This window comes from Fenollaria sp. (genome assembly GCF_057222035.1).
Map to the genome: position 1 here is coordinate 54,678 of NZ_JBXXYC010000003.1, position 24,331 is coordinate 79,008.

A 24,331-nucleotide genomic window follows, 5' to 3' on the forward strand; every position below is an offset into this window, starting at 1 on the left:
ACAAAGCTTCGCTTTGAATGGGTCCAGGCCGTAAGTTTAATCAAATCGACGTTCACTTCGTTCCGTCTCTTTGTAAACTCTGGCATAAGGCATGCATAGCCAATCGAACATCGCCAAACTCGTTCTCTTGGTGCATGGACTTAAGAACCTTGGTGCTTCGCACTCGAGATGATTGGGTGAAGTGAAATCTTGATATAATTATACAAGTCACTTAAACTCTTAGTTTGCAGAGAAGTTGAGATGATTTTGCGTTGTACAGAATTTTTTGGAGTGAGACGTATAAACATACGTCGCAGCGACAAAATAATTCGAAACTAGCAAAAGGGCTCAACTTAATGCAAAATAAGTGAGCATTGCTAAGGAAGGAACGGCCCAAGGGCGCATTTTATTAAGAAATTATCTGATGTCGATGATTTCGTCATACACTATACCATCGTCTCCATCAGGTCCTATTACCGCAATCGGAGCATCTTTCAATCTCTTCAATTTATCTACATACTTTTTCTTTAATATATCCAAATCCGTATCCAAAATTTCTATATATGTCTTCAAATCGTCTTCTTCTGTGAGGCCTTGAAGCATTCTCACAAAGGCAAGTTTGCCCTTTTGTCCCTTGCCATACGCTTTATTATACTTAAGTGTCGAAGCAATCTTTCTTCTTTCAAGCTCGTCTTGGTCAAGCTCGCAGCCCTCCAAGAACTCAGCCGATTTTCTCATAACGTCAAAGCTTCTCGAAACGTGCGGATCTCTAAAGGTAAACTCTGCAAGGTAGTCAATACCTGCACTTAAGCCATCACCATAAGCGCCGCCCTTAGCACGAAGCTCTGTATGCAAATAGTCATTTGACATTATTTGTCTTAAAACTTCTACATCGCCGTCATTATCACTATCTAGATCAGTTGCCATGGCGTTGAAATAAACTTTGGATGAAACGATTAATTTAATATTTTTCTTTTCAATATTTTTTTCTATGTTAATGGCTGGAGCATCCACGCTCTCAAGTGAAGCTTCTAGCTCTGCTATAGCCGTATCTAGCTCTGGAATTTTGCTTTCGAATGAATAATGCGATAGAAAACCATTTCTTCTAAACATAGTTTTCATTAGTCTTTCATAGTCTTTTATCTCTTCGTCCTTAAGCTCATCAAATTTTGTCTTCAATTCTTTAAGGTGAATAAATTTTTCTATGCCATGAAGCTTTAGCGTAAGTCTCTCTTTTTCAAGGCTTTGCGCTTTCGCCACATCCATCGCAACGTTTGAAGCTATGTTTAAAATATTATTATCAAAGTCTGAAACGCTCTCCAAAACGTTCATCTTAAGGACTTTTTCATCGCTTGGATCGGAGTACTTGATGATCTCATCAATTAGTTTCATCGCGCTCTCTGCCTTATCCTTCGTAAACTTCGCGCTGCATTGCACAAACGGTGTCAATTTGCCGTTCTTATAATTTTTCACAACGCTCGCGGCAAAATTTATCGCGCCAGTAGTTTTGAATATATCTGTCTCAAGCTTTTCTCTCGATGACTTAGTAGTCTTGATGTCAGCAAGGAGATCAACTAAATTAGCGGCTTTCACGTAATCCTCCTCGGCAATATGAGAAATGTCGAAGAATAAATTTAGATAACAAATTTTGCTATCTTCCTTAGAATAATAAGCTGAGTCAGAAATCTTTTCAAGCGGCAGTTTTTCAATATCGCGAGGCAAATCACTTAATTTAAGCGTTGGTATGCTAGCGATGGCTTCCTTACTATCCATAGCTTCTTGCATAGCCTTAAGATCTTCATTTTCCTTGATTAGCGCCTCTAGCTCCTCATCCGAAAGACTTGCCTTGAACTCGTCAAGCGCCTTTCTCTCAGCCTCGTCTCTGTCCTTGTAAAAATCTTTAACTGGATAAAAATCTATTAGCTTAGCATCCTTGTGAACATCTTTCACAAAGTTTATAAAGGCACTCTTATCCTTCTTTAGCTCCTCAAGTGTAGCATTATACGCAAATGCAGCCCGTGGCGACTTATCAAATAGCCACATAGCCACAGCTTTTAGTGCAAGTGCAATGCCCTTTGTTGCAGTATTTGCAAACTCTTTAAGGGTAAAGTCCATTAGGTTAAGCGCCGAGTCATAGATATCGCCATTGATGCGGCCAGCCTTGATATTCTCAAGCTCTTCTTCAACAGCATCTTTGTAAATGTTTGCCTTGCCGCCATCTGCGTCTTTTAAAATCATATTTATGTCAGTGAAGTTACCATTGCCATAGCCATAGTTGGAGTAACTTAATAAATCACTCGCAATGCCCATCTCTTGGATCTTTTTCTTAAGCGGCGAATTTGAGAAATAGCTTAGGTACTTGCTTAAAAACTCAGTCATGATGCTGTCACGAGTATTGTCGATATCGCCTGTGATGAAGCTATATGCGTAATTGTGCTTGTCTGAAACATCGTTTGGATAAGCGCGCTCGATAAATTTTTTACTATCCTTAGCTAAACACATGCCAATTTTATTCGGAATTTCCTTGTAATCGTAAGCTGATAAAAACTCGTCCAAATGTTCAAGTTCTGCGTCTACGTCGCCATCGCCATACAAAACAGTGTAGGAATTTGATGGGTGGTAGTGCCTTCTGTAGTAGTCAAGAAGCTCATCATAAGTAAGTTTGATAATCTCGTATGGGTCGCCGCCTGAGTTGAAAGCGGGATAATTTCCGGGATACATCTCTTCTTGCATCGCTTGGTAGATGAACTCTTCCGAGGAGGACATAGCGCCCTTCATCTCGTTATAAACGACGCCTTGGTACTGAATTTCGTCATTTTTATTAAAAATTTCGCGCCTAGTGCCTTCTTGAAGGAAGACTCTCTTGTCCGTTAATAGTCTTGGATTAAAAACAGCATCTAGATAAACGTCCATCAAATTATAAAAGTCCTTCGCATTTCTTGATGAAATCGGATAAACTGTCATATTTTGGAAAGTCATCGCGTTCAAAAACGTTGCAAGTGACGACTTTGCAAGGTCCATGAAGGGCTCCTTCGTTGTGTATTTCTTCGAGCCCGACAAAACTGCGTGCTCAATTATGTGCATTATGCCCTTTGAATTTTCTGGAATCGTTCTAAATCCTATCATAAAGGCCTTGTTGTCGTCGTCATTTTCAAATTTGATGACCCTAGCCTTGGTCTTATTGTGCGTAAAAATCTTATACGCTGAACTTATTTCGTCTATAAATCCACTCTCTACTAGAGAAAATTTTTCGTTCATTAAATCACCTCAATTATCCTTATTGTAACACAGCGCTCTTGACTATGTCAATGGCGGTCGCATCCGTTAGCTTAATTAAATCTGCTGGACTGAGTTTTATTTGCAAGCCAACTTTGCCTCCGCTCACGTAAATATATTCCTTATCCATCGCCGATGCGTCGATAAATGTCTTAAGTTTCGTCTTCATGCCAATGGGTGAGCAGCCGCCGTGCACGTAGCCTGTTAGTGGCAGTAAATCCCTTTGCTTAAGCATATCCACTTTCTTTGCGCCAGCCGCCTTAGCCGCCTTTTTTAGGTCGAGCTCCATCGCCACGGGCACTATGAAAACAAAATGTTCCCCTTTATTCGTCTCAGTAACTAGGGTCTTAAAAACCATTCTTTCATCTTCATTAAGAGTGCGAGCGACGTCAGTTCCACTGATTCCAAGGCTCGCATCGTATTCAAACTCCTCATAATCTACGCCCGCCGCGTCAAGTAGGCGCATCGCATTTGTCTTTTTCATAAAATCACCTACTTTATTATACCCAAAACTATTGTCATAGTCATGCTTTTGTGCTATGATTTACTTAGTGGAGGTGGATTTATGCTGCTTGTTAAAAATGCAAATTATAATGGTAATGGTGTTGACATCTTGTCTTTAGATGGCAATATCACTATGATAAAGGAAAATATAGAAAATTATTATGGGATTGAGGAGATTGATTTAAAGGGAAAAAGAGTTTTTCCGAGTCTCATCGATGGCCACGTACATGTGACTGGTGGCGGCGGAGAGATGGGCCCTACGTCGCGCGTTCCCGAGATAAAGTACGAGGACATAATTATGGCGGGTGTGACGACGCTCGTTGGCCTGCTTGGGACTGACAGCACGACGCGTTCGGTCGAAAATCTCGTATCCAAGGTCAAGGCGCTAAATGAGTACAACGTCAGAGCCTTTGCACTGACTGGCGCCTACGAGTTTCCTTCTAAAACCATAACGGGCTCGGTTAAAAAGGACATCACTTACATAAGTGAGATCATCGGCTGTAAGCTAGCAATTTCAGACCACAGAGCAAGTTACGTCACAGAGGACGAACTCGTAAGGCTAGCGAGCGAGTGCTACCTAGGTGGCCTCTTCGCCGGCAAAGTGGGTGAATTACACATGCATACGGGCGGACTTGGTAAGGAAGGCCTTTCAAAAGTCTTCGCAGTCCTTGAAAAACACGAAATTCCGATCAAGGTCTTTAGGCCAACGCATTGCAAAAACATAGTTGACGACGCCGTTAAGTTTATGAATATGGGTGGATACGCGGATTTCACTGCAGGTGACGATGGTCTTGATGCGATCGACTACGCGATAAAGAACGCGCCATTCGATAAAATCACGCTTTCATCCGACTCAAACGGCTCTGTGCCTATCTGGTCCAAGGACAAAGAGCTCTTAGGTATAGGCGCTGCAAAGATTACAGAGCTTTTCGATACTATAAAGATGCTTTGCAAAAATTATGGCTATGAGCTAAAGGATATGATTAAACTTGCCTCGACAAACGCAGCGAAGGCGCTTGAAATAGACAAAATTACTGGCGATATCAAGGAAGGGCTTTCACTGGACCTTATGGCGCTTGATGATAATGATGGTATTGACACAGTTATCAGCAAGGGAATTCTTGAGATGAAGGACAAAAAAGTTCTGCGCAAGACTAATTTTTCTGATTTTTAGGAGGACTTATGACGATTATAGCAACTTGGAAAATGGCTTTGATGGGCACAAAGCTCGCACGTGAGGCGCTTTTAAAGGGCGCTGCGCTTGAAGAAGCCTTAATCACTTTAATAAAAGATGTTGAAATGAACGAAGATTTTCACTCGGTCGGCTACAGCGGCCTACCTAACGAAGATGGCGTGGTTGAGTGCGATGCAGCCATCATGAACGGGGACAATCTGCATTTTGGTGCGGTTGCTGGCCTTAGAAATATGAGGAGCGCTGTCTCAGTCGCTTATACCCTCATTGATAATGAATACAATAATTTTTTAGTCGGCGAAGGCGCCTTGAAACACGCTAAAGACATGGGTTTTAAGGAAGAAGAGATGCTTACATACGAAGCAAAGAGGCGCTGGCTCGAAGAAAGGGCAAAAAAACCAAAGGTTTATAAGGGCCACGATACAGTCTGTGGCCTCATCGCAGAGGACGGAAGATGCGTCGCGGGAACGTCGACCTCGGGTCTCTTTATGAAAAAAATGGGCCGCGTGGGTGACTCGCCGCTTGTAGGTCCAGGTCTATATGCGGACAGCGAAGTAGGCGCCGCAGCTGCAACAGGCGTCGGCGAAGATATAATTAAAGGAACATTATCCTATGCAATTGTAAGTTTAATGGCGAGTGGACTAAGTCCTCAAGACGCCGCGACAAAGGCAGTTAGTGATTTAGACGCAAAACTTAGGGCGAAGGGCGAAGTGCCGCGCGATTTCTCAGTAATAGCAGTAAATAAGGACGGAGCATGGGGCGCCGCCACAAATATAGCCGAGTTCCCATTCATAGTAAGCGAGACAAATGGCGAAACGAGTATGTATATAGCGAGAAACTTTGGTAGAGAGATAGAAAAGATTAAATAATTTAATTGAGAGAAAAAAATTAAAATACCCTCCTTACTTGAAAATCAGTAAAGAGGGTGTTTTTTTTGCCTAAATATTTTATCAGTATATATACACCGAGCAAATTTCTTAAGAAATTTTATTTTTTGTCTAATTGGCGCTCGTACTCCATAATAAACTTTATATTTTGTTGTTCAGTCGTCGATAAAAACGCACTATTATAATGCTCATCAACCTTATACCACGATTTTTGCTTAAAGTAATCGGCAAATTCCTTCGTCTTGAACTCATAGCCATGGCGAGCCAAAATTTCTGCCTTAATCAGTCTTATCTCGTTACGCGATAGCGCTTTCAAGAGCTTCATTGGTATCAATTTTGCATCGCCATTAAAAAGGTATTCGTCCTCAAAAACTTTTTTGTATGACTTGGCGAAATTCTTGTCAAGCTTCTCTTTCGGCTCAATTGGCATAAAATACTCAGCTTGCGCCCTTATGAAACTTGCATCATCTATCTTCATTTTAAATTTTTCGTCGGCCTTGTCAAACTTTTCGCGGTCAAGAACGGTATCCTTGTAAATTTCCTCGTAAACTTTCGCATCCTCACTCGCTTCCTTTATATATACATGGCTTGTCGTGTATTTATACAAAAAATAAAAAATCGCCAAAAGCGCTAAACATACCAAAGTTAAGACGATAGCATAGACCTTAGACCTGTCCCTTTGGCCTTCGCCTCTGCCCTCAAAATTTATGTAAACACTCGTGTTTCTTCTAATTCTCATTTCATCACCTAGCTTAATTATATCACTATGGGGCAATGTTTTCAAGAGCGATTGGGTATCTATATTATAAATAAGATTTATGTTTATGACCTTGCCACTTCGTTTTTATTGGTCATGGCTAGTCCATAAGCATGGTGAAATTTAGATAAATAGATATATAGAGGTGATTAAATGACTAAGCTTTCGATACTAAATCTTGTACCGAAATACAAGGACGAAACAAAAAAGGAGGCTTTCGAAAGAGCCGTGAAACTCGCTCAGTTTGCGGACTCAAGAAGCTTTGAAAGATATTGGGTCGCTGAGCATCATAACAGCCCCGCCGTACTATCGAGCGCGACTGAACTTGTTATAACTCACATACTAGGCCAAACAGAGCGCATCAAGGTCGGCGCAGGCGGCGTGATGCTACCAAATCATACGCCATATCAAGTTGCTGAACGCTACGGAACTATGGAAGCGCTTTTCCCTCACAGAGTAGACCTTGGCATAGGTAGAGCACCCGGCACTGATATAGAAACTGCAAAAATAATCTATCGTGACACATATAAGCAAGAAAAGTTTTTAGACGCTATCCGCCTAATGCTAAAATATTTCGATGGCGATGCAAGTGGCTTAAAGAGCGCGCCTTATCCTGGCATGGGCGCAAAAGTCCCTATAACTATCTTGGGTAGCTCCATAAACTCCGCTTATGTAGCGGCTGAGCTTGGTCTACCATATTCATTCGCAGGCCATTTCGCGCCGCACACCGTTAAAGCGGCCTTTGACATTTACAGAGATAATTTCAAAAAGAGTAAGTACCTTGACGCGCCATACACAAGTTTAGGCGTTTCTGCTAACATTGGCGAGAATAAAAAGGACGCGGCTGAGCTTGAGTTTCACGCGATGCAAGTGTTTTTAAAGATACTAGACGTGGACAATCGCGATGAGTTCGAAAAGATTGACCCGAACGACGCGCCAGAGCTTACAAGCATGCAAAAATTTGCTCTTAAGGCTATGCGCGGTCTGCACATTGGCGGCACTTATGAGGACGCGAAGAAGACTTATGAGGGCTTCAAGAGGGATTACGGTTTTGATGAATTGATTGCGGTAAGCTATATTCCTGAGTATGACAAGCTTACGAAGTCCTTTGAGATACTTGAAGATATTGTTAACGAGAGAAAATAGAGGTGATTTTATGAATAATAACAACAAGACCATACACTTAGCTGGCGGCTGTTTTTGGGGCATGCAAGGCTATTTCAATAGAATACGTGGTGTTATGGGCACAAAAGTAGGATACGCTAATGGCAAGGGTGATAGCACTAATTACGAGAGAGTTAAAGAGACTGATCACGCTGAAACCGTTGAAATAACTTATGATAAAAGCCTTGTGAGCCTAGAAGAAATACTTCTTCGCTACTTTAAGGTCATTGACCCAAAAAGTGTCAATAAGCAAGGCGGCGACAGGGGTAGACAGTATAGAACTGGAATTTATTATAGTGATCCAGCTGATAAAAAAATTATTGACAAGGTATATAAATACGAAGAAAAAATTCACGGCGAGCTCGCTGTTGAGGTCGAGGAGCTGAAAAACTTCGTATTAGCAGAAGGCTACCACCAAGATTATTTGGAGAAAAATCCGGGCGGCTACTGCCATATCAATTTAGCTGAAGCTGATGAGCCCATTTTCGAAAAAGAGTACAAAGAAGTTTCAGATGAAGAAGCAAAAAAGCTCTTGGATGAGCTTAGCTACAAGGTTATGAGGGAGGAAGGAACTGAGCATCCGCATACGTCTGAACTAAATGATGAGTGGCGAGCTGGGATTTATGTGGATAAATTAACTGGTGAAGTGCTTTTTACTTCACAGGATAAATTCGATGCAGGCTGCGGCTGGCCTAGCTTTGCGAGGACTATAAATAGTGACAGCGTTAGCTACAACAGGGACGAATCGCATGGAATGAGGCGTGTCGAGATCAAGAGCAAGCACGGCAAGAATCACCTAGGCCACGTTTTTAGTGACGGACCTAAGGAGATGGGTGGACTAAGATACTGTATCGATGGCGCTGCTCTGCGCTTTGTACCGCTTGAGGACATGGATAAGGAAGGCTACGGCGAGTACAAAATATTTTTCGCAAATGATGTGTATAAGGAAAATGCAAGGAAAAATGTGAGCGAAGAGCCAAAAGAAGTGACAGAGGTGAAAGATGAATCGCATGGTAATGGTGATAGAGGGATTAGTGCGGATTGAATAGTAATAATTATTTTTGTGATTATCGTCGCAAAAATATTATTTAAACGATTTAAAAAATAAATTTTGAGCAAAAATAAAAGCTGTGAGAAAAATAATCTCACAGCTTTGTTTTATACATCTAGTGCTTTTCTTAAATCTTCGATATTATCATAAGAAGGTACATTTGGATCAAGTGCCATGCGTCTTCCTTCTTCAATCGCTTCTAAAGTCTCTTTATTAGGCACATCTAGTTTTAAATCAAAAGGAATGCCACCTTTTCTGATGCTTGCTCTTAAAAACATATTTATGGCTGTCGACATATTAAAGCCAAGTTCAGCGTAAACTTCTTCCGCAGCCTTTTTTATGTCCTTATCTATCCTTACATTTAAGTTAGTGTTACTCATAAAATCACCTTCCTTAATATAATTCTAGCACTTGATAAAGACTTTGTCAATACAATGTCATTAAATTAGCTTAAAAATCGTTAGTAAAATTAAATTATAACAGTTTAACAATGTCTCCGCAATTCTAGTTCTGTTGGCAAAATTGATGAATAAGGCGAAGTACAGTGAGTGAGTGCCTGAGGCGTGCTAGACGCACTCCGCAAGGCACAAACGAGCGAAACAAGCCTTAGTCGCAATTTTGATAAGAACTAAGCGTCGCTGCGCGAAAATCCGTTGCGCATTAGACAAGATGAAGTAAATAATACTTTATCCAAATAATCCAAAGTTTCTTTTTCTACAAAGTCTGATATTTCTTGGTTTGCTTTTTCAAAGAAGGCTTCTTTGTCCTTTGCATTAGCATATTCCTCATCAAATTTATTAATCAATTCATTCATTTTATTATTGATCTTGATTTGATAACGTTCAACATTTGAAGCATTTTCAGCAAAGTGTGCGTCTGCAAGCGCGCCTATAATCCTGTTGATCCAGTAGAAATTGTCTGTAGATGGCTTTGTAACTGCCTTTCCAACGTAGTCTGGAGTTTTGGAAACCTTTGTGTAGAATGGTACTATCGCATTGAAAACGTTAGAGCCAAGTGCTAGCCAGTGAAGTGCTTTCAAATCGTCTGGCATGTAGCCTCTAACTTGTGTTAAGCCCAAAACGTTATTTCTATTTATACCAATAGGTCTAAATATTCCTGCCTTCATTTCGTCTTTGTGTTTTGCATAGCAGTCATAAGGTGTACCTTGATAATGGTTAGATAGTGCCCATTTAACTTCTTCTATAGTAATTTTCTTTTCTGGAACTAGTGCCCATGGTAAATTGTCGTCAGTTGGTCTGAAATCTGCGTCGTAGCCATCCCAGAAGAATGTTTTTGGATTGAAATAGCGTAGTAGAACCCAAGCTCTTGGTGTGTTATATGTGTGGTCTGAGTCGTCGTGTGAACCAAAGGCGTCTCTAGGGTTAAATACCTCTTCTTCACTCATTCTCTTATCTAGGTGCGCTTTTTTAACTAAATCTTTTAATGATTTTGAGCACATATATTCTTTTTCATCGCCATAAGCGTCGTCAAAATCGAATTCATCTATGCCTAATTGGTTTGGCATAATTACATAAGCATCGTCCGGAACCCTCTTTGCCATCCAGTTGTGGCCGCCAATTGTTTCAAGCCACCAAATTTCATTTTCGTCTTGGAAGGCAATACCATTCATCTCGTAAGTGCCGTATTTTTCAAGAAGTGCGCCCAATCTTCTAACGCCGTCCTTAGCGCTCTTGATGTATGGAAGTGTGATAGTAACTAGGTCTTCTTCGCCTATACCGCCAAAATGCTCAGTTCCGTCCTCATCTTTATGGTACTCAACAAGTGGATCAGCGCCCATAACTAGCTCATTTGTAGTAAGTGTTTCAGTAGCGTTCATGGTAACGTTTTTAGCGTTAACGCCATAAGCGCCCCAAATGCCCTCTTTTGTGTCAGAGCTTGGCGAATAAGTGTAGTCCATCGGATCGTCTGGTAAATCGATCTCAACCTTTGAAATAACTGCTTTGTATTTACGTGGTTGGTCCTTTGCCTTCATCACCGCGAATCTTTTTGCGCAGAAGATGCCAGATGGTGAGTCCTCATTTCTTGCGACTATAGTTGAGCCGTCGTAGCTCGCATTTTTACCGACTAGAATAGTTGTACATGCCATATAAAATACCTCCTTATCTTTCTAAAAAAATTTGCCCTTGAGCCCATTCCTTCCTCAGCAATGCTCACTTATTTCGCATTAAGTTGAGCTCTTTTGCTAGTTTCGAATTTTTTGTCACTGCGACGTATGTTTATACGTCTCACTCCAAAAAATTCTGTACAACGCATAGCGTAAAGGTTCTCGGCCATTTATGGACGAGGTTCTTCAATCATCTCAACTTCTCTGCAAACTAAGAGTTTAAGTGACTTGTATAATTATATCAAGATTCCACATCGCCCAATCATCAAATTTTTTCTACGAAATATTATTTTAATTATTACAGTTAATAATACCCATTATAATAAAAAAGACTACACATTTTATAGTATAGTCCTTAAATATGTCTAATTGGAATAAAAAATAATTTAACGCGAAAGTAATAAGTCGTCGTCTTTAACCCATCCCAATTTTTTAAATAGATTATGAAATAGTAATGATAAAACCGCTGGCAGCACTATATATGTCAAAAGAACTCCAATCATTGTCATGGTCATATCTGTATTTTGCATTGCATTGAAGGTTTCTAAAATGCCCACAAGACCCGATGTTCCCATACCAGCGCCAAGCGGTGTATTTTTTAATTGAAATACACAAGTCGCTATTGGTCCAGTTATCATGGACGCAAGTGACGGCGCAAGCCATATCTTCCAGTTCTTTACTATGTTTGGTATCTGTAGCATGCTTGTGCCGAGTCCTTGAGCAAGAAGACCGTCAAAGCGATTCACCTTAAAACTGATCACGGCGAAACCCACCATTTGCGCGCAGCAGCCAGCAGTTGCAGCGCCTGCAGCGAGATCACTTAGCCCAAGCATCATGCAAAGAGCCGCCGACGATATTGGCAGAGTCAAAACCATACCGACTATCAAAGAAACTATGATACCCATAAAGAATGGTCTTAGCTTAGTCGCTTCAATGATTATATCGCCTAGTCCCACCATCATCATGTTTATGGACGGGCCAACGAATTTTGCGATGGCAAAGCCTGAAAGTATTACAGTTAGTGGTGTTGCAATGATGTCTATCATGGTTTCCTTTGAAATAAGTTTGCCGAGCTCAATCGCAACGACCGATGCGATAAGGCAGCCAACTGGTCCGCCGAGCTGGTTTCCTATGTAGCCAACTGCAAGCGATGAGAGCATAACTAGGTTTGGCGCCTTTAGTGCGACCCCTATCGCCGCGGCAATGGCTGGGCCAGTCATGTCTTTACAAAGTGGCCAAAGCTCTTCAGATAAAAACTTCGCTCCAGTGTGTGTGCCGATCGTGTTTAGTATGGTGCCGATAAGTAGCGATGCAAATAGGCCCATCGCCATGTTGCCAAGCACGTCAATAAGGTAGACCTTGTATGATACCAGTACATTTTTCTTGTGTAAAAATTCTTTTATTTTCATTTCATCAATCTCCTTTTTTGATATTATAGCACCAATATTTTTTATGTGAAGAGTTTTTTCTAGTTTTTTTATAGCTTTTCGCAAGTTGTTAATTAATAATATTATCTTTGTTAATTATGTGTTTATCTTACTATATAAGCATTAATAGCACTATAATGTGCAATCCTTGACAAGTAATAAAAAAAGTGATAAACTGCAGCTAAGGAGGGATGAAAAATGACTTTATTATTTATATTACTAATTATTGCAATCTTTGCATGTATGCTATTTGCAATTGGCTACATGAAGAAGCTAAACCTAAGCTTCAACGCAAGAGTTTTGATAGCTTTAGCAGTCGGCATCATCTTTGGCGTGCTATTACAAATTATCGTTAAAGACAAGGAAGTCCTTGGAACATCAGTATCCTGGATCTCTATAGTTGGCAGTGCCTATGTAAAACTTTTAACTATGGTAGCCTTCCCACTAATCTTCATAAGCATCGTTAAATCAGTTGCTATGCAAGAAAGCGGCATGGGCAAGAGCACATTTAGGATTATGGCTGTCTTCTTAATCACAGTATTTATCGCGGCTATGGTCTCTGGCTCATTATCAGCAGTCTTTGGACTAAATGCCGATGGACTAAACTCTGGTGAAAACGAATTGCACAGACAAGAGGTGCTTATGGAAAAGCAAGCTGATTTCAGCAAACTTCCTATGCAAGAGCAAATCGTTAATATCATACCAACAAATCCATTCTATGCATTGACTGGTCAAGGCAATAACGCAACACTTGCTGTTGTTTTCTTTGCTTTCATGATAGGTCTTGCAGCTATGCAGCTTAAAAATTATAAAAAGGACGTGGCAGATAGGTTCATTCAAGGGGTACAGGACATTTCCGATGTCATCATGCACCTTGTTAGAATCATAATTAGACTAACACCATACGGCGTATTAGCTCTAATGATCAAGATCACTGCAACATCTGATTGGCAAGCTATACTAAAGCTTGTAAACTTCATACTAATCAGCTACGCAGCAATGATAATCATGGTTATAGTTCACATGCTATATCTATTGACATCTGGACTAAATCCATTCACATTCTATAGAAAATCTATGAGTAATTTATTATTTGCCTTCACATCAAGATCATCTGCAGCAACACTACCTATTACCATAAACAATGCAGAAAATAACTTAGGTGTGCCAGAGGGCATAGCAAACCTAGCATCGACACTTGGTACAAGCGTGGGCCAAAACGGTTGCGCCGGAGTCTTCCCAGCTATGGTTGCTGTTATGATTGCTCCGACTATGGGTATAAATCCATTGTCAATAGCTTTTCTTGTTGAAGTAGCGCTACTATGCGTACTAGCAAGCTTCGGTACTGTAGGCGTAGGTGGTGGAGCGACTTTCACTGCCATAGTTGTCTTAAGTGCACTAAACTTCCCAGTTGGCTTAGTTGGTCTACTAATTTCAGTTGAACCAATCATAGACATGGGTAGAACTGCTCTAAACATCTCAGACTCACTACTTGCTGGGGTTATAGCTTCGAAGAGAACTGGTGTATTAAACGAAGAAATTTACAACAGAAAAGAAATTGTGGACTAAACTCTATTAAAGGAGGTTACAATTATGAAGATTATTCTTGAAGATAGTTTTAAGAGTGCTCTTAAGAGCGAAGGAAAAAACACTGTAACGATTGATTTATCGGGCTGCTCCGAATGAGGTGCAGGCGAAGTAACACCAATCGTGAAATTGGAAGAACCTAGTAATAAAGATGATTACGGTCTTTATGAAGTAGATGGATTCAAGGTTTACGTCTTTGTTGCTGTCAGGGCAATGGATGATACGCTAACTTTGAAATTCAAGAAAATATTGTTTAAAAAGTTATACCTTGTTGAAGGTGTAATTAAATAAGAGATGGGCAGGTGCTTGATATTATTGAGCACCTGTCTTTTTTCTATTTAAATAGATTTGCTACTATAACGAAAAGTGTATTACTCGTGACTTAGGCTTCTCAAATTGGAAATTTCTAAAAGCTCGATCGCTTGAAAATTCATATTCGTTACGTTTCACTTCACTAGATGAATTTTGAAGAACCTCGTTCTTAAGAACGAGAACCTTGGTGCAAGACACTTGGGCAGCGCTCTTCGCTAATAAATTTCACAATTTGTTCAGATGCGTCACTTCGTTAATAACACTTTTCTTTTATATGTGAGATGAAAATTCATTCTTGGCGACTTTACCAGTATTTTATAGAGCCTAAGAAAAATTATTTTCACAGCAATAGTGAGAAAATTGATTTTCACGAGCGCAGCCTTCGGAGAAAATAATTTTCGATGTGCAATGCACTTTTCGAGGAATAACGCAAAATCCGAATAAAAAAGGAAGGCTACTATAGAATTTAATCCATAGTAGCCAATGCAAAAGATATATAATTTTAATTTTCATAAGAATAAGATCTTAGTTCTTATCCAATAAAATCAGATTTTGCGAAGTAAATCCTATCTACTCTTATCCAATCCGTATAAAAGAACATTTTTCGCTAAAATTAAAATAATTACAAACGCAATTACCGCTTCCACTCCCAAGAAAGTACCATTATAAATAACTGAGTACATAAGTGGGCCGTGGCCTGATCCTTCTGCATATTCTGCGAAGAAGATGTAGCCTGATAATACGTGGCAGATGAATCTACCTAGAACGCCGACTATAACAGCAACTGGTACGTAGAATGATTTTCCTTCGCTAACAATTTGTTTAGAGAAGCATCCAGCAAGTCCAAGTAAGCCAAAAGCTAATGGATAATCAAGTATAGCTTGGATAGGTGTGTAGATGTAGCCGCCTAAAAGCATGTCAAGAACGCCATAAACAGCGCCAACAACTATACCATAGCCAGCGCCATGTCTTATTGCGAAAAATAAAAGTGGAATCATTTGTCCAAGAGTGATTGAGCCGCCTTGAGGCATTTCAAAAATCTTGAATCTACCAAGAACTATTGACAAAGCAATCATTACAGCCGCTTCAGTCAATATTTTTGTACTAATTTTTTTCATAAAAAAACCCCCTAATGATGTCACTAGGAGTTTTCTCGCACTTGCCTACGCTGGTACTAACCAGATCAGGTCGTAAGGGTCGATAAATCTCTCAGCCAATGGCTCCCCTAGTGATAAAATATTAATTATTACATTGATGATTGTAGCACAAGAAAAATAATTTGTCAAGGAAATGCACGAATTTATTTATAAATTATGTTTATTATTAAAAATTTTGGGTATATATAATTGAACGATTTATCACGCTCAAGTGATTCCTAAGCACCTTAAGGAGGTTTACATATGGATAATTATTTAATTTTGAAAGCCGTGGGACTAATTATTGGCCTTGCAATAATTTATTTTCTTCTAAGGAGCTATAAGAAAGTTCAAAGGAAACATTAATTATAATTTGATGAAAATATTTTTTCATTTTGAAATATCTCCTTCAAAAAGAGCCTGTACATTTTTTGTACAAGCTCTTTTCCTTTTTATTCACTTTATTTATCAAAGATAAATGATACTTCCAAACCTGAGTTTTTATTTTTTATAATAAATTTCGCGTCGTGTAGCTCAGCTATTTGCTTAGAAATGAATAAACCTAAGCCATGTTTTGTAATATTTGTCAAATCTTCTTGGTTAATTCTCTTGATAATATCTTCACTTACGCCACTGCCTTCGTCCGATATAGTGATACTTATCACGTCTTCACCCTCTCCAAGCGTAACTTTAATTTTGCCAGCTGTATAATTAAGTGCATTTTTCAAGATATTTTCAAGCATTCTGTAAAATAAATTCTCATCCATCTTAATTTTCGTATCTGTTTTAATATTATTTTCGAAAATAATTTCTCGCTCTGGATTTTCATTTAGTTTATCAACTATAAGTTTTCTGATTATTTTTAATGGGTTTTCACTAGTAAAATTCTCTTTATCAATGCTAGAGAGTGATATAGTGAGGTTTAGCCCCTCTAAGATGTTTGAAATTTTCAAAACCTCGTCCTGTATAAGTTTTTTATCTGGATTTTCTTTGTTTACTTCCCAAGAAATTTTTGCAAGCGGCGTCCTCACATCGTGGCTCACGCCTCTAATCCACTTGCCTTGAGACTTTTTTAGCTCCCTGTATTTTTCATTCGCCTCGTTTATGGTTTTCGTCAAATCTTTCAAGTCGCCGTATTCATCGAGCTTTTCGTAGTCATCCTCATACAGCTTATCTATGGCTCTTTGCAGTGGGAGTATATTTTTAAGGATATTTTTAATATCTATCTTATAAAATACATAGACAAATAATAAGAATAAAATTAAAAATGCCAAAACAAGTATTATATTGAAAATAAATTTACTGTAACTGTAGTAGTTTGAAGGCAATTTGTCCAAGGAATGCTTCGGATAGGCAAAGACAATTATGCCATCGTCTAAAACATAGGTAAATACAGGGTAATCAGCTAAGTAGTATCTCGCAAATCTCGCCACATCTCTTATATCAAACTTGTTCTTAAGCTCTTTTGGCTTATTAAAGCTCTCTATAAGATTTCCCTCTTTGTCCAGTCTTATAGCCCAAATATCTTTTTCTTGTAAAAACGCTATATTTTTCTCGTTTAGATAAGTATCCGTTTTATGTTCATTCACATAGGAGTAAATATAATTAGGGTTTGGATATTTATTATTTAATCTATAGTTTAAGTATAAAAATATCATAAGTAGTAATAATAGAAAAAACAATAAACTTAGTATTCTGATGACAATTTTTTTAAATCTTTTTAATATATAATTAAACATTTTAATCCTCTTTAATTAGTTTGTAGCCAAGACCCTTTATTGTGATCAAAATCTTGGGATTTCTTGGATCATCCTCAAGCTTTTCTCTGAGCCTGTATATATGCGTTATCAAGGTGTTTTCGTAGCCATAAGAGTCTTTCCAAATATTATCTAAAATTCGGTCAATTGAAACTATTGTATTTATATTTTGGGATAAATAATCCAAAATTTTAAATTGCTTTGCTGTCAAGGGAATTTCTTCGCCGCCCTTTTCAAGTATGCCTCTCGATTTATCAAAAACTACTTTACCTAAATTTATTTTCTCGTCGCTTTTAATTTTTTTAATTCTTCTTAAAACTGCGTCTATCCTCCAAAGCAGCTCATCTGGGAAGAAAGGCTTAACAAGGTAGTCGTCCGCCTTATTCTCAAAGCCTTCTCTTCTGTCATCTATGCCATCAAGCGCTGAAAGTATGATAACCGCTAAATTAGACGCGCTTCTTATCTCCTTTAATAAATCAAAGCCACTACCGTCTGGAAGCATTAAGTCTAAAACCACCAAATCGATTTTATAATTTTCTAATTTAAATCTGGACTCCTTCAAGTTTTTGGCAGTATAAACCTCTTTAAAGCCTTTATCTTTCAAAAAATTATATAAATTTTCTAATAAACTTTTTTCATCATCGACTAACAATATACTAAAATTACTTCTAAAATCCATTACCCCACCTCATTAAGATTATTATACAACATTTTTTTAATATATTTAGCTTTATTTGAATTTGTTATCTAAAAGTGAGCTTGTGTAAACTTTATATTTATCTATGCGTGCTATTATAATTTTAGGAGGAATGATTATGAAAAAAATACTTGAAGTAAAAAATTTAAAAAAATCTTACAACAAAAAATTGGTCCTAGACATTGATTCTTTGGAAATCGAAGAAGGCTCTATCTATGGCCTTATCGGTAAGAATGGCGCCGGCAAGTCAACTCTTATGAAGATTGTACTTGGTCTTGTGAAAAAAGACGCTGGCACAGTTAAAGTCTTCGATCAAGAGGTAAACGCCAAAAACCAAAAGGATTTTAATAAAAATCTTGGCGCTCTTATTGAAAATCCATCATTTTACGAGCACCTAAGTGGCTACGAAAACCTTGAGATAGTCGCAAGCCTAAAAGGAATTAAAAAAGAGAGCATCAATAAAACTTTAGATCTAGTAGGCCTTAACAATGTGGGCAAGAAAAAGGCTAGGAACTACTCCCTAGGCATGAAGCAAAGGCTAGGCATAGCCATGGCACTGATGGGCAGCCCAAAACTATTGATATTAGACGAGCCAATCAACGGCCTAGACCCTCAAGGGATTGAGGAGATGAGAAATTTATTTAAAAACATCGTGAAAAACACATCTACCAGCATACTTATCTCTTCGCACATACTTGATGAAATCGAAAAAATTTCCACTCACATAGGTATACTTAAAGAGGGTAACCTAACTTACAATGGCAGTCTGGACGAATACAGAAGGCTTCATCCGCCATATATATCAATGATTACTTCTGATAATGACAAGGCTAGAGAACTTTTAGACCTTGACATAGACTGCATAAGTGAGAAAAAAATAATTTTAGGTAAAAAATCTAACCAAGATATTGCAGATATAGTTAATTTTTTAACAGGAAAAGTTGATATATACAGGATAGAGGAAGAAAAAGAAAGTCTAGAAAAGCTATTTATTGAAGAAAGCAGGTCTTAAGATGAAAAATTTAGAGAGGAAAAAATATAAAAGACTTGGAATAAATTTCTTAATAATAGTAGTTTTTATCGCTCAAATGCTGATGGTGGCAGGCGTTAGCCACTCGAAATCGTTTGCAGAAGGTGCCTATCCACTTGCCTACATCCTAGACACTTATTTATTTATATCACTACTGATAAACCCAATACTGATCTCGTCCCTTGTGAAAAAAGTTATAGAGATTGAAGAAAAAAATAATATGTGGAAAATTCAAATTATGCTCGGAGAGAAAGTTAATCATATACTTATAAATAAATTTAAAAATTTATCCCTAAAATTAATTTTGCTGCAAGCGCTTGAAGCTCTATTCTTTATCTTGCTCGCAAGAAAATCAGTAAACTTCAATATGAACAGCGAAATGCTCCTAAGATTTCTACTTGTAAACTTATCAGCACTGATAATAAATTTATTTTTCTTGGGATTTTTCATGATAGTGGAGATGAAATCGAATAAAGTATATACCCTTTCATTTATCTCAATCAGAGGCGGTCTTACAGGTATCATCACCATGCTAACATCTAAAGTGCTTTCATTTATCAACCCATTTGCTTGGATGGCATCTCTTTTGAATGTTTCTTATGTGATAGAAAACCAAAACTTCGTTCAAGTGCTAAACCCAATAAATTTCTACACCATAATCATTGCCTTTGCATTTTTAGTGCTTATGATAATTTATATAAAGACAATGAAATCATATAATTTATGGAAGGACTAGGAGGAAAAATGTTAAAATTAGAATTAAAAAAGATAAAATTTATAAATATTTTGCTAGTAAGCCTCATAATACCCTTATTAGCTAACGCCTTTGGGCTTATAAACTACATGGGTAACAAGGCTTCACTAACGCACGAGTGGCAAAGTCTGTGGGCTCAAGTGAGTTTATTCTACTTCTCCTTCTTCTATATACCTTTAATTGCAATCGTTGTAGCAAGTTTGTGGTCAGTTGAGCACAAAGCAGGACTTAAATTCATAAGACTGAGTCCAAAAAAGAATATGTCCTTTATATTAGCAAAGACGATTTTAGCCTTCTTCATAGTGAGTCTATGCCAAATATATTTTTTCTTCTTATTTTATATAGGAGGAAAATTTATAGCAAATTTCTCTAGTATAAACTTTAGCATATATTTTTACTATATAATGATGAGCATAATATTATCACTTCCAATAATCGCCATATTCAGCGCACTTGCCATAAGGATAAAGTCCTTCGGCATCATAGTGCTTTTATCTAGCATATTTACTATACTTGGTTTGGGAACTGCGTATAGGGCACTCAAAATAGTTGGACTAAGCTTTTTGGCGATTGAGTCAAACAACTTAAGATTTATAAATCTTCACGATTTAGGCTTATTAGCTTTTTATGCAACGGTGGAGATCTTAATATCCTTGTATCTTTCTAAGAGATTTTTAAAATATGAAAGCAAATAAACACAAAAAGAGCCTGTACATTTTTTGTACAAGCTCTTTTTCTTATGCAAATATTAATTTTTCTTTACTGTAATATCTTTTCCGTCGTAGTCCATTGTGATAGCTTCGCCGTCAAGCACTTCTCCAGCTATAATCATTCTAGAAAGTTTTGTCTCAACTGTTCTTTGGATGAATCTCTTAACTGGTCTTGCGCCAAAGGCTGATGAGTAGCTTTCTTTAAGGATATACTCTTTCAAGGCCTCTGATATGCTCAATGTGATGGATCTTGCTTCAAGTTTAACTCTAATCTTGTCAACTTCTTTTTCGATTATGTCAAAGATTTCTGCCTTCATAAGCGGCTTAAACATAACAATCTCGTCGATTCTGTTTAAGAATTCTGGTCTGAATGCGGCCTTCATCTCGTCATTAACTTTTTCTCTTGTTTCGTCTGTAATTTTGCCGTCTTCGCTAATGCCTTCAAGTATATCTGGCGAACCGATGTTGCTTGTCATGATGATGATGGTGTTCTTGAAATCAACTGTTCTGCCTTGATTGTCAGTAAGTCTACCATCGTCCAAAACTTGTAGAAGTATGTTGAATACATCTGGATGCGCCTTTTCTATCTCGTCAAATAATACTACCGAATATGGTTTTCTTCTTACTTTTTCAGTAAGTTCGCCGCCTTCTTCGTAGCCAACGTATCCTGGAGGTGCGCCTATTAACCTAGATACAGCGAATTTTTCCATGTACTCGCTCATATCAATTCTAATCATGTTCTTTTCATCGTCGAATAGGTCTTGTGTCAAGGCCTTTGTTAATTCTGTCTTACCTACGCCAGTTGGTCCTAGGAATATGAATGAGCCGATAGGTCTGTTCGGGTCTGATAGTCCCGCTCTGTTTCTGATGATGGCGTTCGATACAGCTTCTATCGCCTCATCTTGACCGACTACTCTTTGATGAAGTATCTCGTCAAGTTTTAGTAGTTTTTCCTTTTCGCTCTCTTCAAGCTTAGAAACAGGTATTCCAGTCCATTTCGATACAACGTCTCTGATCTCGTTTTCAGTAACTTCAAGCTTTAGATACTTTTGCTTTTCATTGACATTTTCGTTCTTTTCCTTAAGTTCTGCCTCAAGTTTCGTTAATCTACCATATTTTAGCTCGGAAAGTTTTTCCAAATTGTATTCTCTTTGAGCCTTTTCTATCTCGTATTTTGTCTCATCTATCTTTTTCTTAAGCTCTTTAACGTCTTCTATCCTGTCTTTTTCCTCTTGCCATTTCTTTAGACTAATGTCGTATTCCTCTTGAAGTGCTTGCAAATCCTTGTTAAGCTCTTCAAGCCTCTTCATGCTGCGCTCGTCGTCCTCTTTTTTAAGAGCCTCTCTCTCGATCTCAAGCTGCATAATTAGCCTTCTCTTCGAGTCAAGCTCCTCTGGCATCGAGTCAATCTCAGTTCTAATCATCGCCGAGGCCTCATCCATTAGGTCGATGGCCTTGTCTGGCAAATATCTGTCGGTGATGTATCTATCTGAAAGCACTGCGGCAGCTATAACAGCGGGGTCAGAAATTCTGATTCCGTGATAAACCTCGTACTTTTCCTTTAAACCTCTCAAGATGCTGATGGTGTCTTCAACAGATGGTTCAGTGACCATAACTTTTTGGAATCTTCTTTCAAGTGCCTTGTCCTTTTCGATGTATTTTCTGTATTCGTCAATGGTTGTCGCACCGATGGTTCTTAGTACGCCTCTTGCAAGTAGCGGTTTTAGAAGGTTTCCAGCGTCCATAGAGCCTTCAGTTCTGCCAGCGCCGACGATGTTGTGAATTTCATCTATGAATAATATTATCTTGCCTTCAGACTTTTCGACTTCTTTTAAAACTGCCTTTAATCTCTCTTCAAACTCGCCTCTGTACTTAGCTCCAGCGATTAGTGCGCCCATGTCAAGCTCGAAAATTGTTTTGTCTTTCAAATTTTCTGGCACGTCGCCCTTAACTATCCTTTGTGCTAGACCTTCGACTATGGCTGTCTTACCAACGCCTGGGTCGCCGATTAAGCAAGGATTGTTCTTTGTTCTTCTCGAAAGAATCATAAGAACGTTTCTGATCTCATCGTCACGGCCTATAATTGGGTCCATATTGCCTTTCCTTGCGTATTCCACAAGGTCTCTGCCGTATTTTTCAAGCGCTTGATAACGCATCTCAGGGTTATCACTCGTTACATTTTGATTGCCACGAAAGCCCTTCAAAGTATCTAAGAATGCCGCTCTCGTTATATTATATTTCTTGAAAATGGCATCGATGTTCGCATTTTTCACTTCCATAATACCTAAGAATAGATGTTCAACGCTTAGGTACTCATCTTGAAAGTTTTTCATCTCTTCTTCTGCTAGTTCCAAAACTTTGTTGTATTCAGCCGATGTGTATATGTTTGAACCACTTTGCTTAGGGAAATTATTAATGATACCTTGGGCATCCATAAGCATGCCGTCTACATTTACGCCCATCGCCTCAATCGTAGTTCTGATAAGGCCTTCCTTGTCTTCAAGTAGTGCCTTTAGTAGGTGCGCTGGTCTTATCTCAGGATTGCCAAGTGACCTCGCAGCCTCGTTCGAATTATTTATCGCCTCAATTGTTTTTTTCGTTAATTTATCCATGTTCATAATATCACCTTCTATTATATTTATTTATATTTTTCTTCTAATTCTTTGTATAATTTTTCGCTTTCCTCATCAAGTTTTGGGTTCACCATGTTAAATCTGATGTATAAATCGCCTGTTGCGCCCTTCATATCAGTAAAGCCCTTGCCCTTGATCCTCATAAGCTTGCTTACGTCGTAGCCCTTTGGCACCTTGATCTTGATCTTCTTGTCAAAGACTTCGACCACTCTTTCGCAGCCGAAATACGCGCCCCACGGGTAGATCTCGACGCTAGTTTTGATGTCAAGGCCGTCAAGTTCGTAGCGGCTGTCCTTCAAGAATTGAATTTTGAAATAGATGTCGCCACTTACGCCCCATTTTTCGCCCGCCACTTTTATGGACTTGCCAGCTGTAATACCCTTTGGTATATTTAAATTTATATTAATATTTTTGCCGTCAACATTTAAAGAAACTGACCTTTTCGAGCCATTATAAGCTTCATCAAGCGATATATATAGCTCAGTATTGTATCTTTGTCTCTCTTTTTTTGCCTTGCCTCTAAATAAGTCATTTATATTAAAGCCCGATTTTTTATTAGATTGCGCTTTTCCGCCAAAAATGTCATTTATATTAAAGCCTGATCCTTTTCCTGAAGCTGATTGAGAATCGCCACCAAAGAACATATTGAAGAAGTCAGAGAAGTCGCCACCAGAGCCGTTTGTTTCGTATCTGTAGTAAGTGCCGCCATTACCAGCATTGCCAAAACCGCCGAAACCAAAATCGTTTGGGTTAAAGTTTTGTCCGCCTCTAAAGTCATAGTTCGAGCCAAAAGCGTCGTACTTTTGTCTCTTGTCTTTGTCAGAAAGAACCTCGTAAGCCTCATTTATTTCCTTAAATTTTTCTTCGTTCGCCTTGTCACCTTGATGCAAATCAGGGTGATACTTTTTGGCAAGCGTCCTAAAAGCCTTCTTGATCTCAGCATCAGAGGCCTTTTTGTCGACACCTAATATCTTATAATAATCTTTATACTCCATAATATCACTTCCTTTGACTATCTCTGACTTATTTATACCCAGTAAATGAAAATATAAACATATTTTTTATTTTTCTATGAAAATAGTGAAAAAATCGCAAAAAAAGAAGCGATGATAATTAAATATCATTCGCTTCAATGAGTTTTATTATGAATTTATTTTTTATTTGTTTAGTCAATTTTGTTTATTCACTAATATTAAATCTTTTTATATTAATCAAATTTTCTTTTAGTCGCAATACCAAGTTCTTCTTCAGGGACGATGGATTGGACGAATTAATTTTAAATTAAAACTTATTTGTTAAGTGCTTTGCCCTTACTTAGCTCAAAATTTTACACCGCCACCATCCAGCTTCTTC

20 protein-coding genes and 1 riboswitch are annotated in these 24,331 nt (G+C 38.4%); of the genes, 9 read left to right on the forward strand and 11 right to left on the reverse strand.

The annotated features are described in order from the left end of the window. Positions 1-396: 396 nt before the first annotated feature. Positions 397-3,237 (reverse strand): insulinase family protein, encoded by a 2,841-nt coding sequence (locus AC2UOP_RS03880; protein WP_484832699.1) that lies wholly within the window; start codon positions 3,235-3,237, stop codon positions 397-399. 19 nt (positions 3,238-3,256) lie between these two features. Beyond that, on the reverse strand, positions 3,257-3,739 hold the full coding sequence (ybaK, locus tag AC2UOP_RS03885) for a Cys-tRNA(Pro) deacylase (protein ID WP_484832700.1): 483 nt from the start codon (positions 3,737-3,739) through the stop codon (positions 3,257-3,259). An 81-nt stretch (positions 3,740-3,820) separates the two neighbouring features. Here ybaK and AC2UOP_RS03890 point away from each other — a divergent pair, with 81 nt between their 5' ends. Continuing rightward, positions 3,821-4,933: an amidohydrolase family protein gene (locus tag AC2UOP_RS03890; RefSeq protein WP_484832701.1), complete on the forward strand. Its 1,113-nt coding sequence runs from the start codon at positions 3,821-3,823 to the stop codon at positions 4,931-4,933. An 8-nt stretch (positions 4,934-4,941) separates the two neighbouring features. Beyond that, positions 4,942-5,820 (forward strand): glycosylasparaginase, encoded by an 879-nt coding sequence (locus tag AC2UOP_RS03895; protein WP_484832702.1) that lies wholly within the window; start codon positions 4,942-4,944, stop codon positions 5,818-5,820. Between the two features lie 118 nt (positions 5,821-5,938). Here the strand turns inward: AC2UOP_RS03895 and AC2UOP_RS03900 are convergent, their stop codons facing one another. Beyond that, a complete protein-coding gene (locus AC2UOP_RS03900) occupies positions 5,939-6,577 on the reverse strand; it encodes a YARHG domain-containing protein (RefSeq protein WP_484832703.1) in 639 nt (212 codons plus the stop codon). Between the two features lie 171 nt (positions 6,578-6,748). Between AC2UOP_RS03900 and AC2UOP_RS03905 the strand changes: the two genes are divergently transcribed. Both AC2UOP_RS03905 and msrB read left to right on the forward strand, forming a co-directional pair. Beyond that, a complete protein-coding gene (locus AC2UOP_RS03905) occupies positions 6,749-7,741 on the forward strand; it encodes an MsnO8 family LLM class oxidoreductase (protein ID WP_484832704.1) in 993 nt (330 codons plus the stop codon). Between the two features lie 10 nt (positions 7,742-7,751). Continuing rightward, entirely contained in the window at positions 7,752-8,804 is a 1,053-nt protein-coding gene (gene msrB / locus AC2UOP_RS03910) for a peptide-methionine (R)-S-oxide reductase MsrB (RefSeq protein ID WP_484832705.1), read from the forward strand. A 113-nt stretch (positions 8,805-8,917) separates the two neighbouring features. On the opposite strand, the gene AC2UOP_RS03915 is transcribed toward msrB, so the two are convergent. The 3 genes from AC2UOP_RS03915 to AC2UOP_RS03925 all read right to left on the reverse strand — a co-directional run bounded on the left by AC2UOP_RS03915 (position 8,918) and on the right by AC2UOP_RS03925 (position 12,344). Beyond that, a complete protein-coding gene (locus AC2UOP_RS03915; protein ID WP_484832706.1) occupies positions 8,918-9,190 on the reverse strand; it encodes a type II toxin-antitoxin system RelB/DinJ family antitoxin in 273 nt (90 codons plus the stop codon). A 248-nt stretch (positions 9,191-9,438) separates the two neighbouring features. Continuing rightward, positions 9,439-10,917 (reverse strand): C69 family dipeptidase, encoded by a 1,479-nt coding sequence (locus AC2UOP_RS03920; protein ID WP_484832707.1) that lies wholly within the window; start codon positions 10,915-10,917, stop codon positions 9,439-9,441. A gap of 404 nt (positions 10,918-11,321) precedes the next feature. Further along, positions 11,322-12,344 (reverse strand): PTS sugar transporter subunit IIC, encoded by a 1,023-nt coding sequence (locus AC2UOP_RS03925; RefSeq protein WP_484832708.1) that lies wholly within the window; start codon positions 12,342-12,344, stop codon positions 11,322-11,324. A 216-nt stretch (positions 12,345-12,560) separates the two neighbouring features. On the opposite strand from AC2UOP_RS03925, the gene AC2UOP_RS03930 reads away from it, so the two are divergent. Both AC2UOP_RS03930 and AC2UOP_RS03935 read left to right on the forward strand, forming a co-directional pair. After that, positions 12,561-13,931: a cation:dicarboxylate symporter family transporter gene (locus AC2UOP_RS03930; protein ID WP_484832709.1), complete on the forward strand. Its 1,371-nt coding sequence runs from the start codon at positions 12,561-12,563 to the stop codon at positions 13,929-13,931. 147 nt (positions 13,932-14,078) lie between these two features. After that, a complete protein-coding gene (locus AC2UOP_RS03935; RefSeq protein ID WP_484832710.1) occupies positions 14,079-14,240 on the forward strand; it encodes a hypothetical protein in 162 nt (53 codons plus the stop codon). Positions 14,241-14,827: 587 nt separating this feature from the next. On the opposite strand, the gene thiT is transcribed toward AC2UOP_RS03935, so the two are convergent. From thiT to AC2UOP_RS03950, 3 genes are all read right to left on the reverse strand, one after another. Continuing rightward, positions 14,828-15,379 carry an energy-coupled thiamine transporter ThiT gene (gene thiT, locus AC2UOP_RS03940; protein WP_484832711.1) on the reverse strand — a complete coding sequence of 184 codons (552 nt, stop codon included), beginning with the start codon at positions 15,377-15,379 and terminating at the stop codon, positions 14,828-14,830. Positions 15,380-15,404: 25 nt separating this feature from the next. Continuing rightward, positions 15,405-15,498, reverse strand: a riboswitch (TPP riboswitch). Positions 15,499-15,858: 360 nt separating this feature from the next. Then, positions 15,859-17,136, reverse strand: a complete 1,278-nt coding sequence (locus tag AC2UOP_RS03945) for a sensor histidine kinase (protein ID WP_484832712.1) — start codon at positions 17,134-17,136, stop codon at positions 15,859-15,861. A 1-nt stretch (position 17,137) separates the two neighbouring features. Continuing rightward, on the reverse strand, positions 17,138-17,833 hold the full coding sequence (locus tag AC2UOP_RS03950; RefSeq protein ID WP_484832713.1) for a response regulator transcription factor: 696 nt from the start codon (positions 17,831-17,833) through the stop codon (positions 17,138-17,140). Between the two features lie 136 nt (positions 17,834-17,969). Here AC2UOP_RS03950 and AC2UOP_RS03955 point away from each other — a divergent pair, with 136 nt between their 5' ends. Genes AC2UOP_RS03955 through AC2UOP_RS03965 form a run of 3 tightly spaced genes read left to right on the forward strand, consistent with a single transcriptional unit; the run spans position 17,970 to position 20,330 of the window. Beyond that, on the forward strand, positions 17,970-18,863 hold the full coding sequence (locus AC2UOP_RS03955; RefSeq protein ID WP_019214500.1) for an ABC transporter ATP-binding protein: 894 nt from the start codon (positions 17,970-17,972) through the stop codon (positions 18,861-18,863). Between the two features lies 1 nt (position 18,864). Further along, entirely contained in the window at positions 18,865-19,617 is a 753-nt protein-coding gene (locus AC2UOP_RS03960; RefSeq protein WP_484832714.1) for a hypothetical protein, read from the forward strand. Positions 19,618-19,625: 8 nt separating this feature from the next. Continuing rightward, positions 19,626-20,330, forward strand: coding sequence for an ABC transporter permease (locus AC2UOP_RS03965; protein WP_484832715.1), 705 nt, complete (start codon positions 19,626-19,628; stop codon positions 20,328-20,330). Positions 20,331-20,383: 53 nt separating this feature from the next. Here the strand turns inward: AC2UOP_RS03965 and clpB are convergent, their stop codons facing one another. Next, positions 20,384-22,963 (reverse strand): ATP-dependent chaperone ClpB, encoded by a 2,580-nt coding sequence (gene clpB, locus AC2UOP_RS03970; RefSeq protein WP_484832716.1) that lies wholly within the window; start codon positions 22,961-22,963, stop codon positions 20,384-20,386. A 20-nt stretch (positions 22,964-22,983) separates the two neighbouring features. Then, positions 22,984-23,973: a DnaJ C-terminal domain-containing protein gene (locus AC2UOP_RS03975; RefSeq protein ID WP_484832717.1), complete on the reverse strand. Its 990-nt coding sequence runs from the start codon at positions 23,971-23,973 to the stop codon at positions 22,984-22,986. Positions 23,974-24,331: the final 358 nt, after the last annotated feature.